The 14,742-nt window shown below is 69.3% G+C and carries 13 protein-coding genes; 7 read left to right on the plus strand and 6 right to left on the minus strand.

Going from position 1 to position 14,742, the window contains the following annotated elements; translation table 11 throughout:
* Nucleotides 1-630: a GNAT family N-acetyltransferase gene (locus tag ACQFZP_RS02500; RefSeq protein WP_211890222.1), complete on the plus strand. Its 630-nt coding sequence runs from the start codon at nucleotides 1-3 to the stop codon at nucleotides 628-630.
* On the opposite strand, the gene dnaE is transcribed toward ACQFZP_RS02500, so the two are convergent.
* The gene (gene dnaE / locus ACQFZP_RS02505) at nucleotides 549-3,935 is read right to left on the minus strand and encodes a DNA polymerase III subunit alpha (protein ID WP_211890223.1); all 3,387 of its coding nucleotides are present in this window, start codon (nucleotides 3,933-3,935) and stop codon (nucleotides 549-551) included. The genes ACQFZP_RS02500 and dnaE overlap by 82 nt on opposite strands.
* 7 nt (nucleotides 3,936-3,942) lie before the next feature.
* On the minus strand, nucleotides 3,943-4,227 hold the full coding sequence (locus ACQFZP_RS02510; RefSeq protein ID WP_104312273.1) for a hypothetical protein: 285 nt from the start codon (nucleotides 4,225-4,227) through the stop codon (nucleotides 3,943-3,945).
* Nucleotides 4,228-4,403: 176 nt separating this feature from the next.
* Here ACQFZP_RS02510 and ACQFZP_RS02515 point away from each other — a divergent pair, with 176 nt between their 5' ends.
* Both ACQFZP_RS02515 and ACQFZP_RS02520 read left to right on the plus strand, forming a co-directional pair.
* The gene (locus ACQFZP_RS02515; RefSeq protein ID WP_211890224.1) at nucleotides 4,404-5,552 is read left to right on the plus strand and encodes an L-talarate/galactarate dehydratase; all 1,149 of its coding nucleotides are present in this window, start codon (nucleotides 4,404-4,406) and stop codon (nucleotides 5,550-5,552) included.
* A gap of 96 nt (nucleotides 5,553-5,648) precedes the next feature.
* The gene (locus ACQFZP_RS02520) at nucleotides 5,649-6,335 is read left to right on the plus strand and encodes a FadR/GntR family transcriptional regulator (protein WP_104312271.1); all 687 of its coding nucleotides are present in this window, start codon (nucleotides 5,649-5,651) and stop codon (nucleotides 6,333-6,335) included.
* Nucleotides 6,336-6,396: 61 nt separating this feature from the next.
* Here the strand turns inward: ACQFZP_RS02520 and ACQFZP_RS02525 are convergent, their stop codons facing one another.
* A complete protein-coding gene (locus ACQFZP_RS02525) occupies nucleotides 6,397-7,137 on the minus strand; it encodes an SOS response-associated peptidase (protein WP_211890225.1) in 741 nt (246 codons plus the stop codon).
* A gap of 69 nt (nucleotides 7,138-7,206) precedes the next feature.
* On the opposite strand from ACQFZP_RS02525, the gene hisC reads away from it, so the two are divergent.
* On the plus strand, nucleotides 7,207-8,274 hold the full coding sequence (gene hisC / locus ACQFZP_RS02530; protein ID WP_211890226.1) for a histidinol-phosphate transaminase: 1,068 nt from the start codon (nucleotides 7,207-7,209) through the stop codon (nucleotides 8,272-8,274).
* Nucleotides 8,271-9,560 (plus strand): ATP-binding protein, encoded by a 1,290-nt coding sequence (locus ACQFZP_RS02535; RefSeq protein WP_211890227.1) that lies wholly within the window; start codon nucleotides 8,271-8,273, stop codon nucleotides 9,558-9,560. The genes hisC and ACQFZP_RS02535 overlap by 4 nt, the downstream gene beginning before the upstream one ends.
* Before the next feature lie 193 nt (nucleotides 9,561-9,753).
* Here the strand turns inward: ACQFZP_RS02535 and ACQFZP_RS02540 are convergent, their stop codons facing one another.
* Nucleotides 9,754-10,137: a hypothetical protein gene (locus ACQFZP_RS02540; protein ID WP_104312267.1), complete on the minus strand. Its 384-nt coding sequence runs from the start codon at nucleotides 10,135-10,137 to the stop codon at nucleotides 9,754-9,756.
* 147 nt (nucleotides 10,138-10,284) lie between these two features.
* Between ACQFZP_RS02540 and ACQFZP_RS02545 the strand changes: the two genes are divergently transcribed.
* Complete coding sequence (locus ACQFZP_RS02545) at nucleotides 10,285-11,154, plus strand: carbon-nitrogen hydrolase family protein (RefSeq protein WP_211890228.1); 870 nt, start codon at nucleotides 10,285-10,287, stop codon at nucleotides 11,152-11,154.
* Nucleotides 11,155-11,158: 4 nt separating this feature from the next.
* Here the strand turns inward: ACQFZP_RS02545 and ACQFZP_RS02550 are convergent, their stop codons facing one another.
* Nucleotides 11,159-12,364: an aminotransferase class I/II-fold pyridoxal phosphate-dependent enzyme gene (locus ACQFZP_RS02550; protein WP_211890229.1), complete on the minus strand. Its 1,206-nt coding sequence runs from the start codon at nucleotides 12,362-12,364 to the stop codon at nucleotides 11,159-11,161.
* 140 nt (nucleotides 12,365-12,504) lie between these two features.
* On the opposite strand from ACQFZP_RS02550, the gene ACQFZP_RS02555 reads away from it, so the two are divergent.
* Nucleotides 12,505-13,821, plus strand: a complete 1,317-nt coding sequence (locus ACQFZP_RS02555; RefSeq protein WP_211890230.1) for a S1C family serine protease — start codon at nucleotides 12,505-12,507, stop codon at nucleotides 13,819-13,821.
* On the opposite strand, the gene ACQFZP_RS02560 is transcribed toward ACQFZP_RS02555, so the two are convergent.
* On the minus strand, nucleotides 13,818-14,714 hold the full coding sequence (locus ACQFZP_RS02560; RefSeq protein WP_211890231.1) for a hypothetical protein: 897 nt from the start codon (nucleotides 14,712-14,714) through the stop codon (nucleotides 13,818-13,820). The two genes, ACQFZP_RS02555 and ACQFZP_RS02560, sit on opposite strands and share 4 nt — an antisense overlap.
* Nucleotides 14,715-14,742 lie beyond the last annotated feature (28 nt).

A 14,742-nucleotide genomic window follows, 5' to 3' on the forward strand; every position in this document is an offset into this window, starting at 1 on the left:
ATGACACTCCAGCGAATTCAGCAGCCCGGCCTCGCTAGCCGTACGCCGGGGGTCAAGAAGGACCTGCAGGGTGGGCTGTTCCACCGTCCCCGGTTCCTGCGCGGCCCCCGCACTGAGCGTCCGTTCGACGCGCCCCAGCTGTTCACGGAGCGCCTTGTGCTCCGTCCCCACACCGTCCGCGACGCGGGGGCGTGGCACGAGATCGTGTCGAACGCCGACGTGGTGCGCTACCTGCATTGGAAGCGGCGCGATCTCGCGGAGGCGACGGAGCATCTGAGCCGTCGCACCACGCAGACGCGGCTGTGGCAGTCGGGGGACTTCATGGCCCTTGCGGTCGAGCATGACGGTCAGCTCGTCGGCGACGTGTCCGTGCACCTGCGGGAGGTCGAGCCTGAGCATCGGTCGGCTGAGCTCGGGTGGATCATGCATCCGGGATTCGCCGGGCAGGGCTTCGCCACCGAGGCTGCGGATGCGCTCGTCGAGTACCTGCGCGACTATGTCGGGGTGAAACGGGTGATTGCGGTCATGGACCTCGAGAACGAGGCGTCCTACGCGCTCGCGAGGCGTCTCGGCCTCACGGAGGTGTCCCGCTCCGACGATTCGAGGACCACGGCGCTCGATCTGGTCTGAGCGGGGTCGCTGCCGCGCATCCGCTGGGCACCGCCTGTGCTCGCGGGGTGCGACGCCGCCATGAGCTGCGCGACCTCCAGGAGGTCCCACGCCATGTCGCCGGTGACGGAGATTCCCCTGGCCCCTGATCTGCGTGTCGTGCCTCGAACGAGCATGTAGTGCGTGCGGAACACGCGATTGCCAGCCCGCTCCTGTGCGTCGTGGAAGAACACGGTCTGCGAGAGGCCGGTGCTGTCGTCGAGGGAGACGAACACCGTGCGGCGGCCCCCGCGCATCGGTGGCGTGTTCGTCGCACGGCGAACCCCGGCGATGAGCACCTCAGTGCCGCCGGGCAGGTCGATGAGCGTGCTTGCCGGCACGACGCCGAGCTGTCGGAACAGCGGGAAGAAGCGCTCCATCTGGTGACGGCTCACGCCGAGGCCGAGCTCCTGCAATTCGAGATCGGTCTGCGTCTTGCCGTGCAGGTCCATGGCGCTCACTCCCCGTAGCTGGGGGACGGGCAGCGCGAACGCGAACGCCTGCTGATGCTCCGGCACGCGTGTCGGGCTGCTGGTGAGCGAGCGGATGAACGCGAGCAGCTCGTGCCGCCTGCGCGGCTCGTAGTCGATGAAGGCGTCGAGCGCTCCGACCCTGGCCAGGGAGTCCAACGTGCTGCGACGGGGCCGCACTCGTGCCCGGAAGTCGGCGAGCGAGTCGAACGGCTGGTGCTCGGCGACCCTGTCGCGTTCCGCCGATGACATGCCGCGCACATCCGCGAGGGACATGCGCACCCCGTCACGCCCGTCAGGGAGCGGCTCGACCGTGTACTCGAGGCCGGACCGCTGCACGTCGATCGGCAGCAGCGGGATGCCGAGGTGCCTTGCCTCGGCGATGATCAGGTCCTTGCCCCACATGCCGGGGTCGTGGGTGAGGAGGCCTGCCCAGAAATGCGCGGCGCGGTGGGTCTTGAGCCAGGCGCTCTGGAAGGTGGGCAGGGCGAACGCGGCGCCGTGGGCCTTCGCGAAGCCGAAGCTGCCGAAGCCGGCGAGGACCTTCCACGACCGTTCGATGATCTCGGGCGGGAACCCGCGCTCGGCGGCTTTGCCGCGCACCAGCTGCTCGATGCGCGGGACGAGGTCGGGCTTCGCGAGCCAGCGTCGGTACACGTCGGCCAGTTCGAGGCCGCACCCGGTGAGTTCGTCGAAGATGCGCATCACCTGCTCGTGGAAGATGACGACGCCCTTCGTCTCGAGCAGGATGGGCTTGAGTCTCGGGTGGATGTAGTCGGGCATGACCTCCCCGTGGCGTGCCCTGAGGAAGTTGAGGGGCATGTTGTTCTGCATGGGGCCGGGGCGGAACAGGGAGATGTCGATGACGAGGTCGTTGAACACCTCGGGCTGCAGCTTCCCGACGAGTTCCATCTGGCCTGGGCTCTCGACCTGGAAGATGCCGAGGGTCTTCGTCGAGCGGATGGTCTCGTAGGTCGCTTCGTCGTCGAGGGGCAGCGCGTCGAGGTCGAGCTCCTCGCCGCGGGTGCGCTTCAGCTCCTTCACGGCGTGGGCCATGGCGCTCTGCATGCGCACGCCGAGGATGTCGAGCTTGATGAGGCCCATCGGGTCCATGTCGTGCTTGTCGAACTGGCTCATGGGCAGGCCGATGCCGGACATCTGCACTGGTGTGCGGTCGAGCAGGGAGATGTCGGAGAGGATGACGCCGCAGGGGTGCACGGAGATGTGCCTCGGCAGGGAGTCGAGTCGCTCTGTCGCCTCGACGAGCACGTCGAGCTGGCGAGAGCGGCGCACCTCTTCGGCGAACTCCCGAAGCTCCGGCTTCTCGGCGAGGGCCTGTCGGAAGCGCTTCGCGGAGAAGCGCCACAGCTCCTTGGCGATGCGGTCGACTTCCCCGTCGGCGAGCCCGAGCGCGAGTCCGGCGTCGCGTACGGCGCCTCTCGATCCGTAGGTGTTCACCATCGACATGAGTGTGACCCGCTCGCCACCGAACTCGTCGAAGATGCGGTGGTACACGCGGTGGCGTTCGGCGCTCTCCACGTCGAGGTCGATGTCCGGCAGCGTGCGTCGCTCGTCGGAGAGGAAGCGCTCCCAGATGAGTCCGAGGGAGACGGGTTCGACGTGGCTCGTGTACAGGAGGTAGTTGAGGAGCGAGCCGACCCCTGACCCCCTGGCCTGTACGCGGACCCCCATCTCCTTGATGAGTTCGACGACGTGCGAGACGGTGAGGAAGTAGGGGGCGAAGCCCAGCTTCCGCACGGTCTTCAGCTCATGGGCGAGGCGGTCGTGCAGCTCGCGCTCGTGGGCACTGGATGCACCGGGGTAGCGGGCAGGGATCGCGGCCTCGGCCTTCACCCGCAGCACCTCGAACGGGTCGCCGTCGATGCCGAAGCGCGTGACCTCCGGCATGCGCGGGGTGCCGATCCCCGCATCCCGTTCGAGGTCGATGATGCAGGCTTCGGCGAGCGCTCTCGTCTGCGCGATGAGGTCGTCGGCGGCGGAGGCGTCGTGCCCGCCCGCATCCGCGACCATGCGCGCGACCTGCCGCATGAGGCTCGCAGGCTTGAGCCACGCCTGCGCGGTGGGGGCGAGCTCGATCTCGTCGAGCGCCCGCCGAGCACGGACGGCGTCTGCGATGTCGACCGTCGCCGCTTCCTCGGGGGAGGCGTAGCGGACCGCGTTCGTGAGCACCGCTCGCAGCCTGGACTCCGTGGCGAGACCGAGCATCCGCGTCGCAGCCGTGACCGAACCGGGAGTGCCTGGCTCTGCGAGGTGGCACACGACCTCCACGACCAGCGAGGAGTGGGGGAGTGCGTGCACCCACGCTCGCAGTCGCTCCCGCGCCAGCCCCAGCTGCGCCACGGAAGCCGCCGTGCCGACATCGCTGCTCGGGCCGAGCATCACCGTCAGGCGGGTGGCCCCCTCTTCGTCCTTGGCGAGCTGGGCCAGGCGGGCGAGTGGGATGCTCGGCTCATGCACCCCCGTTGGGGCGCTCGCGGTGGTCTCGTGCGCTGCGGACACGGCCCGGCACAGTGCCGCATAGCCGGAGCCGCCGTCTCCACCGGTCGCGAGCACGACAACCCGCCCGAGGGGCTCGCCCCGTTCGTCGTGCACGGCGAGCTCGCTGCCGAGCACGGCCCGCAGCTTCGCGTCTCTGCAGGCGAGGAGGTGCTTGACCGCGCCGGAGATGCCGTCCCGGTCGGTGAGGGCGATCGTGTCGAGGCCCCGCTCGACGGCGGCCTGCGCGAGCACCTCGGGAGGGGAGACCGCATAGTGCGCGCTGAAGCCGGACGAGACGTGCAGGTGGGGGAAGCTCATCGTGTCCTCACTCCCAGCTCAGCGCCAGGAGCCAGCCGCCGGAGGCGCGGCAGAGGTCGTAGAGGTGTCCGTCGTGCTGCCCGTGTGCGCTGTCGCGGACCGCGGTGACGCGCCACAGCTCCTGGTCGATGCGCTCGGGGGATGAGCCTCCGTGCCACCACGGCGGGAGCCTGCGGAAGTAGGCCTGGGGTTGGCCCGTGACGGTGTAGAGGAAGCGCTGCCACACGAAGGAGACCGGCTGCCCGTCTGGGCTGACGGCGACGTCGATGGTGTCGTCGATGACGGTTGGCATGGTTCCCTCCTTCGCTGATTCGAATCTGTATTCGAACGTGGATCAAGCGTAAATCGCACCACCGACAGTGGCAACCGCAAGTCTCAGTCAGAGGGTGAGGGTGTGCTGCAGCTAGACAGGTTCTAAAGCTGTCTGATAGCTTTTCTGCAGAACGTCACCCTCAAGGACGAAGGCATATGACTCACACCCCAGACTCGCTCCGCTCGGCAGACTCGATCCGCTCAATACGGCTCTCGACGCTCCGCCTCCCGCTTGCCACCCCCATCTCCGACGCGAAGGTCTTCACTGGCAGGCAGAAGCCCATGACCGAGGTCGTCTTCCTCATCGCCGAGATCCGCACCGAGCAGGGCCTCTCCGGCCACGGGTTCAGCTACTCGAAGCGTGCAGGCGGTGCCGCCCAGTACGCCCATGCGCGGGAGGTCGCCGAAGTCGCCCTCGGCGAAGACCCGAACGACATCCAGAAGCTGTACACCAAGCTGCTCTGGGCCGGCGCCTCCGTCGGGCGCTCGGGCGTCGCCACCCAGGCGCTCGCGGCGTTGGACATCGCGCTCTACGACCTGAAGGCCAAGCGCGCCGGCCTGCCGCTCTCGAAGCTGCTCGGCGCGCACCGCGACTCGGTGCGCACCTACAACACGTCAGGCGGGTTCCTCCACGCGTCGCTCGACGAGGTGCGCGAGCGCGCGACGCAGTCACTCGCAGAAGGCATCGGCGGCATCAAGATCAAGGTCGGCCTCCCGGATACGGCCGAGGACCTGCGCCGCGTCCGCGCGGTGCGCGAGCACATCGGGGCGAGCGTTCCGCTCATGGTGGATGCGAACCAGCAGTGGGACCGGGCGACGGCCCTGCGCATGGGCCGCCGCCTCGAGGACCTCGACCTCACGTGGATCGAGGAGCCGCTCGACGCCTACGACGCGGAGGGGCATGCGGATCTCGCGCGTGCGCTCGACACCCCGATCGCGACGGGCGAGATGCTCGCCTCCGTGGCCGAGCACCGTCAGCTCATCACCGCCCGCGCGTGCGACATCATCCAGCCGGACGCGCCGCGCATCGGCGGAATCACGAACTTCCTCCGTCTCATGACCCTCGCCGACGAGGCGGGCCTCGACCTCGCCCCGCACTTCGCGATGGAGATCCACCTGCACCTGGCCGCCTGCTACCCGCGCGAGCCGTGGGTCGAGCACTTCGACTGGCTCGACCCGCTCTTCGAGGAGCGACTCGAGACGCGAGACGGACGGATGATCGTGCCCGACCGTCCGGGCCTCGGGTTCACGTTCAGCGAGCAGGCGCGGGCCTGGACGACCGACAGCGTGACGCTCTCGGTCTGAGCGCGGGGTGGGGCGTCCAGCATGAAGCCAGCGAGTGGCTGAGCCCGGCACGGCGGGCCAGCTCTTGGCTCGCTTCAGGGATGGCACGATGTCTCCATGAGCATGACGCGCGCCGAGGAGATCGCCAGGGTCCTCGCCGACCGCATCGTCGAAGGAGTCATCGCCCCCGGTGACCGCCTGCCGAGCGAGGGCGGCCTCGTCGAGGAGTTCGGGGCGAGCAGGACGGTCGTGCGTGAGGCGCTGCACCGCCTGCAGTCGCGCGGCCTCGTTCGCACGCGCGTCGGCTCCGGAAGCTACGCGCTCACCCCTCCCGCGCCCACGGCGGGTGACGACTGGCTCGGGGCGCACACCGAGGCTGAGCGCGCGGAGCTGCACGCGTTCCGGATCGCCGTCGAGGTCGAGGCCGCCGCGCTCGCGGCGCGCTCCCCGTCGCCCCAGGAGATCGCCGAGATCGACGCAGCCCTCGACTCCCTCGCGAAGGCCACCCTGCCCAGCGAGACGGTGGATGCGGACTTCGCCTTCCACCGCGCGATCGCCGCAGCATCCGGCAACCGCTACTTCCTCACGGCCCTCGACCGCATGGGCGCACGCGCCATCATCCTGCCGCCCGCGCGCATCTCCGACAGAGAGCGCAACGCCGCGGACTCGGCCGCCGTGCTGGCCGAGCATCGGGCCATCGCCGACGCGATCCGCCTCAAGGACCCCGTCGCCGCCGCGGCCGCGGTGCGCACGCACCTCTCGGCATCGACGGCCCGACGAGCGGCGCGCGAGTCGAGGGCGTGACCCGCACGGCGCTTCCGTCGCAAGCGCACCGGCCCGCAGGCCTGTGGAGCCGCGGGTCCGACTAGCCCTGGGACGACACCGGGGCCATGAGCTGCGGCCCTGAGCTCGCGACCCGACCCACCTCCGGGCCGACCTCGTGCATCACGAGTGTCGAGGCCAGCTCCACGCCCGCCAGGCTCGCCTCGTCGAGCAACCCCTGCGTGCCGACCACCGACTGGTCCAGCCACTGATCCCACAGCGCCCGCGGCAGCATGAGAGGCATGCGGTCGTGGATGCTCGCCAGCTCGCCCGTGGACCCTCGCGTCAGGATCGTCGTCGAGAGCACCCAGCGGGACGGGTCGTCGCCGGGCTTCGTCGGGTCAGCCCACCACGAGTACAGACCAGCAAACGCGATCAGGTCATCGCTCCGCCCCGGGTGGATGAAGAACGGCGTCTTCGAACCCGCCTTCGTGCCATCCGCCGTCTTGCTCCACTCGTAGTAGCCGACCGCTGGCACGATCGCCCGCCGCTGCTTCACCGGGCCGCGGAACGTCGGCTTCTCCAGCACCGTCTCGATACGCGCGTTGAACGCCTTCGACGAGAAGCTCGGATCCTTCGCGAACGGAGGCAGCAGCCCCCACCTGGCGCGCTCGACGCGCCGCACCGCATCCCCGCCGCCCTTCGGCTCCGGCTCGACGACAACCGGCACCGGATCCGTCGGAGGAGTGTTGTACGACGGCTCCGGCAGGTCAGCGCCGAGCGCCTCGATGTCGAAGAGCGCCTCGACGTGCTCGACTGCTGGGGTGACGTAACGACCGCACATGACTCAACGCTACGACGCGGGGACCCACGACGCGCTCTCCAAGCTTCGGATTCTCTGTACGCTCAGAGCATGGTCAAGCAGCGCAGCGCCCTCGAGCGCATCCCCGCGTACAAGCAGGGCGCCATGCCCAGCACCAGCGACGTCGTGAAGCTCTCCTCCAACGAGAACCCCTTCCCGCCCCTCGCCTCGGTTCGCGACGCGGTCGCCGCCGAGCTCGAGCGCATCCACCTCTACCCCTCGATGGCCGCCCCCGAGCTGACCGCACGCATCGCTGAGCTGCAGGGCGTCGAGCCGGAGAACATCGTCTTCGGAGCCGGGTCCGTCGAAGTGGCGACGCAGCTCGTGCAGGCCAGCGCAGGAGAGGGCGACGAGGTGATGTTCGCCTGGCGCAGCTTCGAGGCCTACCCGATCATCGCGATCGGGGCAGGCGCGACGCCCGTGCAGGTGCCGCTCACGCACGACGAACGCCACGACCTCGACGCCATGGCAGCGGCCATCACCGAGCGCACCGCCATCATCTTCGTCTGCAACCCCAACAACCCGACGGGGGCGAGCCTCACCCACGCCGAGGTGCGGGCCTTCCTCGACCGCGTCCCGAGCGACGTGCTCGTCGTGATCGACGAGGCCTACGAGCACTTCAACAGGGACGCCGAGACCGCCATCGGCATCGACCTCTACCGCGAGTACCCAAACGTCGCCGTGCTCCACACCTTCTCCAAGGCCTACGGCCTCGCCGGACTCCGCATCGGCTACGCCGTCGCCCAAGCCGACGTCGCAGCCAACCTCCGCAAGGTCGCCGTCCCCTTCGCCGTCTCCGCCCTCGCCCAGACCGCCGCCGCCGCGTCGCTCGACGCCGAAGCCGAGCTCGCCAACCGCATCGACGACATCGTCGCCGAACGCGCCCGCGTCACCTCCGAGCTCCGAGCCCAGGGGTGGAACATCGGAGACTCCCAGGCGAACTTCGTCTGGCTCAGGCTCGGCGACGACACCGCACGCATCGACGCCGCCCTCACCGAAGCTGGCGTCCTCGCCAGGGCATTCCCCGGCGAAGGCATCCGCATCACCATCGGCTCAACAGACGCCAACAGTCGCGCGCTCACCGCGCTCGCGGGAGTGCATGCGGGGGCACGGGGATGAGCACCTGGCGCATCCGCGACTTCCAGCCGACCGACATGGATGCGCTGCTGCGGCTCTGGGAGCAGCACCGCAGCTCGGGCAGCGAACCGGTGTACGGGCTGAGCGAGGTCATCGCGTCGACCCGGAAGGACACCGCCGTCGTCGCGGTCGCGGGGGAGAAGATCGTCGGCGTGGCCGTGGCGCGGGCAGCCCACGACCAGGGCTGGATCGTGTTCTTCGCGACTGACGACGAGTGGCGCAGGCGCGGCATCGGCGGCGCGCTGCTCGCCTCCCTCGAGCAGCGGATGGCCCAGCACGGCCTCCAGAAGCTCACGATCCTCGTGCCGGACGAGCAGACCCAGGTCGGCGCGCTCACGAAGGCCGGTTTCGCCGACAAGCGGCACCTGCGCTACTTCGAGCGGGAGATCCGGGTCAAGCAGCAGGAGATGGTCGCGCTGCGCGAGCTCGGCGGTCGCATCCTGCCACCCGACCGCTGGGACGCGATCGGCGGCATGCAGCACGAGAAGGACGTGCTGGAGCGGCGCCTCGTGCTGCCGCTCAGCGACCCAGACCTCGCGGAGGAGTACGGCGTCGTGCCACCACGCGCGATCGTGCTCTTCGGCCCTCCCGGCACGGGCAAGACGACGTTCGCCAAGGGCATCGCCTCCCGCCTCGGGTGGCCGTTCGTCGAGGTCTTCCCGTCCCGACTCTCGGCGTCGCCCAGGGGCCTCGCCGGCGAGCTGCGCGAGACGTTCGAGCAGGTCGAGTCGCTCGAGCACGCCGTCGTGTTCATCGACGAGGTCGAGGAAATCGCCTCGCACCGAGGGGGAGAGCCGCCGTCGCCCACGCAGGGCGTCACGAACGAGCTCCTCAAGATCATCCCGGCGTTCCGCGAGAAGCCGGGGCGTCTTCTCATCTGCGCGACGAACTTCATCCGAGCCCTCGACCAGGCCTTCCTGCGCCACGGGCGCTTCGACTACGTCATCCCCATCGGATTACCGGACGCCGCAGCCCGCCGGGCGATCTGGGAGCGATACGTGCCCGAATCGGCCAGCGACTCGGTCGACGTGCCGGCGCTGGTCGAGCAGACCAGCGGGTACTCGCCGGCTGACATCGAGTTCGCCGCTCGCCGCGCCTCGCAGGTCGCCCTCGAGCGCGCCGTCGCGGCCCGGAACTCGGGGGACGTCGTGCCCCTCGGGCCGACCACGGACGACTTCCTCGCCTCCGTCGCGTCCACGCGCACCACGGTCTCCTCCGACGTCGAGCGCGAGTTCGAGGAGGACATCCAGGCGATCGCTCGCGTGTAGCGCAGGATCGCTGCGAGGCTCGCTGTCCAACTTCAGTGCGATATCGCGGCGAACGCCGCGCTTCCGGGTCAATCGGCCGAATATCGCACTGATGCTGGTCACAGGTGCGTCGGCCGGGAAGCCAGCGGCCTCTGGCGGGGACAGACGAGGGGCCGGATGCGATGCATCCGGCCCCTCGATCGTGCAGCTGAGGCTAGGCCTTCTTCGCTGCGGAGTCCTCGTCGTCCGAGGTGATGTCGAAGTCGTCGACCTCGTCGTCACCCTCCGGGTCGAGCTCGGCCTCGACGTCGTCGAGGTCGTCGTCTTCGTCGTCGGCGTCTTCGAGTTCGCTCTCGATCTCGTCGATCCACTCGTCGAGCAGGTCTTCAGCGGCTTCGTCGTCTGCGGCGGTCTGCACCTCGAGGGTGCCGTCGCCCCACAGGCGCGAGGAGACGCGGACGTCGTCGGTGTCCTCGACGGCGTCGTGAGCCTCGGATTCGTACTCGTTGGCGATCTTCGCGGCTTCGTCTTCGGATTCGGCTTCGATGACGAGCGCCGAGACGACCTCGTATTTCAAGAGCACGGCGTAGGTAGGCATGGGGCGACTCCTCGTGACTGCGAGCACACCGCTCGCAGAATGAAGGTACTCGTGACGGTGCGCGCAGACAAGCTGGGGTCGGTGCGTCGCGGGTGACGCGTTGGTGAAGACTTCCCGCCCGAGCGCACCTCACCGTAGGCTCGCGTCATGCCTTCCGACGCTCGCACCCCCCTCCAAGCACCCCTCGGATCCCCTGACGGTGGGCAGAAGCGTCCGATCCTCGGTGTCGCGGTCGCGCAGTACGCGCCAGGTGCGGACCTTGTCGAGAACGAGCGGCTGCTGCGTGAGCACGTCGCCACGGCGGCCGGTCGGGGCGCGCAGCTCGTCGTCGTGCCCGAGTACGCGAGCTTCTTCCTCCCGGACCTCGGGGAAGAGCTCGTGCGCCAGGCGCAGAGCCTGGACGGGCCGTTCGTCTCGCTCATGCGATCGCTCGCCGTGGAGCATGGCGTTGCCATCGTGGCCGGCCTCGTGGCCGAGTCCGAGGATCCGGGCCGGTTCGCCAACACGCTCGTCGCGGTCGATTCGAGCGGCGAGGTCGTCGCCCAGTACCGCAAGGTGCACCTGTACGACGCGTTCGGCGCGAAGGAGAGCGACTGGGTTGTCCCTGGTGAGATCTCGGTGCCGCAGACGTTTGTCGTCGGAGGCGTTCGGGTCGGCCTGCAGACCTGCTACGACCTGCGCTTCCCCGAGGTGACGAGGACGCTCGTGGATGCGGGCGCGCAGCTCATCGCCATCCCCGCCGAATGGGTGCGCGGCCCGCTGAAGGAGCACCACTGGAAGTCGCTGCTCGCTGCGCGGGCGATCGAGAACACCGTGTACTTCGCGGCGGCCGACCACCCTGCGCCGATCGGCGTGGGGCACAGTGCCGTCGTCGATCCGCGCGGAGCGACCCTCGCCGGTGCGGGTGTCGACCCGGGCGTCTCCATCGGTTGGGTCTCGCTCGACGTGATCGATGCGGTGCGGGAGCAGAACCCGGCGCTCGAGCTGCGGCGATACCGAGTGCTGCCGATCGACTGAGCTTCTACCGGCTGAGTTCGCCGAGCCGGTCGAGACGGCGCATGCCCTCTTCGAGGATCTGGTCGCTCTTGCAGAACGCGAAGCGCACCAGCGAGCGGTAGTCTCCCTGCCGTTCCGGGGTGCAGAGGGCAGCGACCGGGATGCCGACCACTCCGATCTCCCGGGGCAGGCGGCGGCAGAGCTCGGTGGCGTCGGTGTAGCCGATGCTGGCGGCGTCGGCGATCGCGAAGTATCCGGCGGCCGGGGTCGCCGTCTCGAGACCACGACTGCGAAGCGCGGAGACCAGCAGATCGCGCTTGTGGCGAAGGCGGTCGCGTTCCTGGTCGAAGCGCGCCGCCGGCAGGCGCAGGCCTGCGGCGACGGCGGGTTGGAAGGGGCCACTGCCGACGTAGCTCAGGTACTGCTTGACGGCGAGGACCGCGTCGATCAGGACAGCGGGCCCCGTGACCCAGCCGACTTTCCATCCGGTCACGCTGAAGGTCTTGCCCGCCGAACCGATGCTGAGCGTTCGCGAGGCGGCACCGGGCAAGCTCGCGATGGCGACGTGCTCGCCATCGAAGACGAGGTGCTCGTACACCTCGTCGGTGACGATGATCGCGTCGTGGCGAGCCGCGAGCTCGACGATGAGCTGCAGTGTCTCGCGGCGGAGAACCGCGCCCGTGGGGTTGTGCGGGGTGTTGACGACGATCAGTCTGGTTCGGTCGGTGACGGCTCGCCTGAGCTGGTCGTGGTCTGGCTGGAACTCGGGCCACCGGAGGGGCACGGTCACCAGGCGGGCGTCGGCGAGGTGCGCGAGGGCGCCGTAGGCGTCGTAGTGCGGTTCGATGACGACGATGTCCTCACCGGGCTCGACGAGGCCGAGCACCGTTGCCGCCAGCGCTTCGGTGGCGCCGACGGTGACCAGCACTTCGCGGTCAGGGTCGAGCGAGACCCCTCGGAAGCGGAGCTGGTGCTCGGCGATGGCAGCGCGCAGGTCGGCGGTGCCCCTGGGCGGCGGATACTGGTTCTCGCCCCGGGAGATCGCGTCGATCGCCTCGTCCAGCAGCTCCTGCGGGCCGGAGTAGTCGGGGAACCCCTGGCCGAGATTCACGGACCCGGTGGTCCGCGCGAGTTCGCTCATCTCCCCGAAGACGGTGCCCTGCAGCTCTCCGCTCGGTGAGAGGAGGCCAGCACCCTGGGCTGCCCGAAGCCACGGTCCATCTCTGCGCATGCATCCAGTCTGTCATCGGCTGAGTCACGATCGAATCTCGAACTGCGACGTGCCGCGGAAACCAGAGCGTCCACTCCGCCTGCTCCCTAGACTGGCGCCACCGATGCGCCCCGACGCATGGAGCGAACGTCAGGATTCACATGCTCGACACACCTTCCCCTGCCGGCGCCGACGCGACGAGCGCCGACGCGCCCACGAAGGCTGCGCAACAGGATGAGCATGGGCGGCACCGCGCGGGTGCCCACCTGCACTCCATCCACGACGATGCGCCCGTCGTGACTCGACGCATCGGGCTGCTGCTCGCGGCAGGCGTCGCCGTCGTGGCTGCGGTTGTCGGGGGTGTGAGCGGTGCGCTCATCACGGCGAATCTCATCGGCGAGCCCAACCAGGACGCGCAGCGTCTCACGCAGCCGCTCGGGTCCCCGAGCGAGCCCACGGCTCCGCTGCCGGGGGAGGCGAGCGGCGCGATCGCGTTCGCCGCTCCGAGTGTCGTCACGCTGACGGTCTCGACGCCGACCAGGACCGAGACCGGGTCTGCGGTCGTGTACTCGGGTGATGGGCTCGTCATCACCAACGCGCACGTCGTGACGCTCGACGGCACGGTCTCTGATGCGCAGATCACGGCGACGACCAGCGACGGTCGGGTCTTCACCACGAGCCGCGTCGGACTGGACGTGCTCGCCGATGTGGCCGTGCTGCGCTTGACCGGGGCAAGCGGTCTCCAGCCGGCCAGGTTCGCGGACTCCGACCAGCTGATCGTCGGGCAGTCGACGATCGTGCTGGGCGCGCCGCTCGGGCTCACTGGCACGGCGACGACCGGTGTCGTCTCGGCGATCAACCGCAGCATCGAGATCGCGTCGGCGGCGGTCCCGCCGACGGTTGACGAGAACGCCGCGACCGATACTCCGCTCAGCTCGACGGCCGATCCGGGCAAGAGCATCGTCCAGCTGCCCGTCATCCAGACTGATGCCGCCATCAACCCGGGAAACTCGGGTGGCGCGATGCTCAACGCGAAGGGCGAGGTGATCGGCATCAACGTCGCGATCGCCGGCACGAAGCCCGGCGGCCAGGGGCAGGCGGCCTCCAGCGGCAGCATCGGACTGGGGTTCGCGCTGCCGGCGAACTATGCGGTCCAGATCGCGGCGCAGCTCGCAGATGGCCAGACGCCATCGCATGGTGCGCTGGGCGCGACGGTCCGCAACGCGGCGACGGTCGCGACGAGCGGTCAGAGCATCGTGGGCGCCTACGTGGACAGCGTCGTGGAGAACGGTGCCGCCTCCCTCGCCGGTCTGCGTCGGGGAGACATCGTCACGTACATCGGCACGATCCCGGTGTCGAACGCCAACGACCTGATCGCGCACGTGCGCGTGTACGAGGCGGGTGAGGATGCGACCCTGACGGTGGTCCGCCAGGGAGAGGTCATCGAGGTCGAGGTCTCGCTCGACGCTGCGGCCTAGGCTTCCGCGTCTTGGTTCTTGTCTTTCCCGCGGGTGAGGGCGAGTGGGACGCGGAAGAAGGAGAACGGCCCGCGCGTCAGCGCCTTGTGGTCGTCTCCGGTGTCGTCCTTGGGTGCGGCGTAGGTGGGGTGCAGTTCGATGGGGAAGCTGGAAGGTGCGACGCCGAACGCCTCGCGTGCGGTGCGGACGACCTCGTTGCTGAGCATCCGGTTGCCGGCTCCGCCGATGACGGCGCCGATGCCGAACGGGACGAGTCGTCCGACGGTGCTGGCCGACTGCCGCACGACGAACCTCTTGAGGAACATCGACTGGATGCGTCCGGACAGTTCGCCGACCATGGCGCGGGGGAGGCTCTTCGTCACCATCTCGCCCCAGAAGACCTGCTTGGTCGGGCCTTTCCCGAAGACTTGGCCCGCGAACTGCTGGATGAGGTTCTTGCTCGCTTTGCCGAGCATGAGCGACTGGATGAGGGTGCGTGCGCGGACGGGGTCCGAGATGGGGAGGCCGTGGATCTCGGCGACCGCCTGCCCGAAGAGCGAGGTCATCTCGAGGAATCCGGCGGTCTCGACACCGGTGACGGCGAGCGAGGCGGCGGTTCCGACTCCGGGCACCATGGCGGCGGCACCGGCTGCACCGCCGCTGACGGTGGTCGCGTTGAGGTACTGCTGCTCGATCTTCTTGATGAGCTCGCTCGGCGTCGCGTCCGGGTACTTGCCACGGAGGATGCGGATCTGCCGGACCACGATGGGTCGCTGGATGGCCATGAGGCGGTCGAGCCAGATCTTGTCCTGTTCGCCGGGCGCCGCGCCGGTCTGCTCCTCGCGAGGCGGCAGGGGTGCGTAGGCGGTCGCGTCTGCGGCGTCGTCGAAGCGCTGCGTGCTGGAATCGGACACTTGACCTCCTCGTGGTGGCACCGCCCCG

Origin of the sequence: Pseudoclavibacter sp. Marseille-Q434 (assembly GCF_050315415.1) — a bacterium.
Classification (GTDB): domain Bacteria; phylum Actinomycetota; class Actinomycetes; order Actinomycetales; family Microbacteriaceae; genus Pseudoclavibacter.

What these genes read in the sequence shown, in the direction of transcription:
- ACQFZP_RS02500 (WP_211890222.1), top strand. Translation starts at nt 1, where the DNA reads ATGACACTCCAGCGAATTCAGCAGCCCGGCCTCGCTAGCCGTACGCCG.
- dnaE (WP_211890223.1), bottom strand. Translation starts at nt 3,935, where the DNA reads ATGAGCTTCCCCCACCTGCACGTCTCGTCCGGCTTCAGCGCGCACTAT.
- ACQFZP_RS02510 (WP_104312273.1), bottom strand. Translation starts at nt 4,227, where the DNA reads ATGCCAACCGTCATCGACGACACCATCGACGTCGCCGTCAGCCCAGAC.
- ACQFZP_RS02515 (WP_211890224.1), top strand. Translation starts at nt 4,404, where the DNA reads ATGACTCACACCCCAGACTCGCTCCGCTCGGCAGACTCGATCCGCTCA.
- ACQFZP_RS02520 (WP_104312271.1), top strand. Translation starts at nt 5,649, where the DNA reads ATGAGCATGACGCGCGCCGAGGAGATCGCCAGGGTCCTCGCCGACCGC.
- ACQFZP_RS02525 (WP_211890225.1), bottom strand. Translation starts at nt 7,137, where the DNA reads ATGTGCGGTCGTTACGTCACCCCAGCAGTCGAGCACGTCGAGGCGCTC.
- hisC (WP_211890226.1), top strand. Translation starts at nt 7,207, where the DNA reads ATGGTCAAGCAGCGCAGCGCCCTCGAGCGCATCCCCGCGTACAAGCAG.
- ACQFZP_RS02535 (WP_211890227.1), top strand. Translation starts at nt 8,271, where the DNA reads ATGAGCACCTGGCGCATCCGCGACTTCCAGCCGACCGACATGGATGCG.
- ACQFZP_RS02540 (WP_104312267.1), bottom strand. Translation starts at nt 10,137, where the DNA reads ATGCCTACCTACGCCGTGCTCTTGAAATACGAGGTCGTCTCGGCGCTC.
- ACQFZP_RS02545 (WP_211890228.1), top strand. Translation starts at nt 10,285, where the DNA reads ATGCCTTCCGACGCTCGCACCCCCCTCCAAGCACCCCTCGGATCCCCT.
- ACQFZP_RS02550 (WP_211890229.1), bottom strand. Translation starts at nt 12,364, where the DNA reads ATGCGCAGAGATGGACCGTGGCTTCGGGCAGCCCAGGGTGCTGGCCTC.
- ACQFZP_RS02555 (WP_211890230.1), top strand. Translation starts at nt 12,505, where the DNA reads ATGCTCGACACACCTTCCCCTGCCGGCGCCGACGCGACGAGCGCCGAC.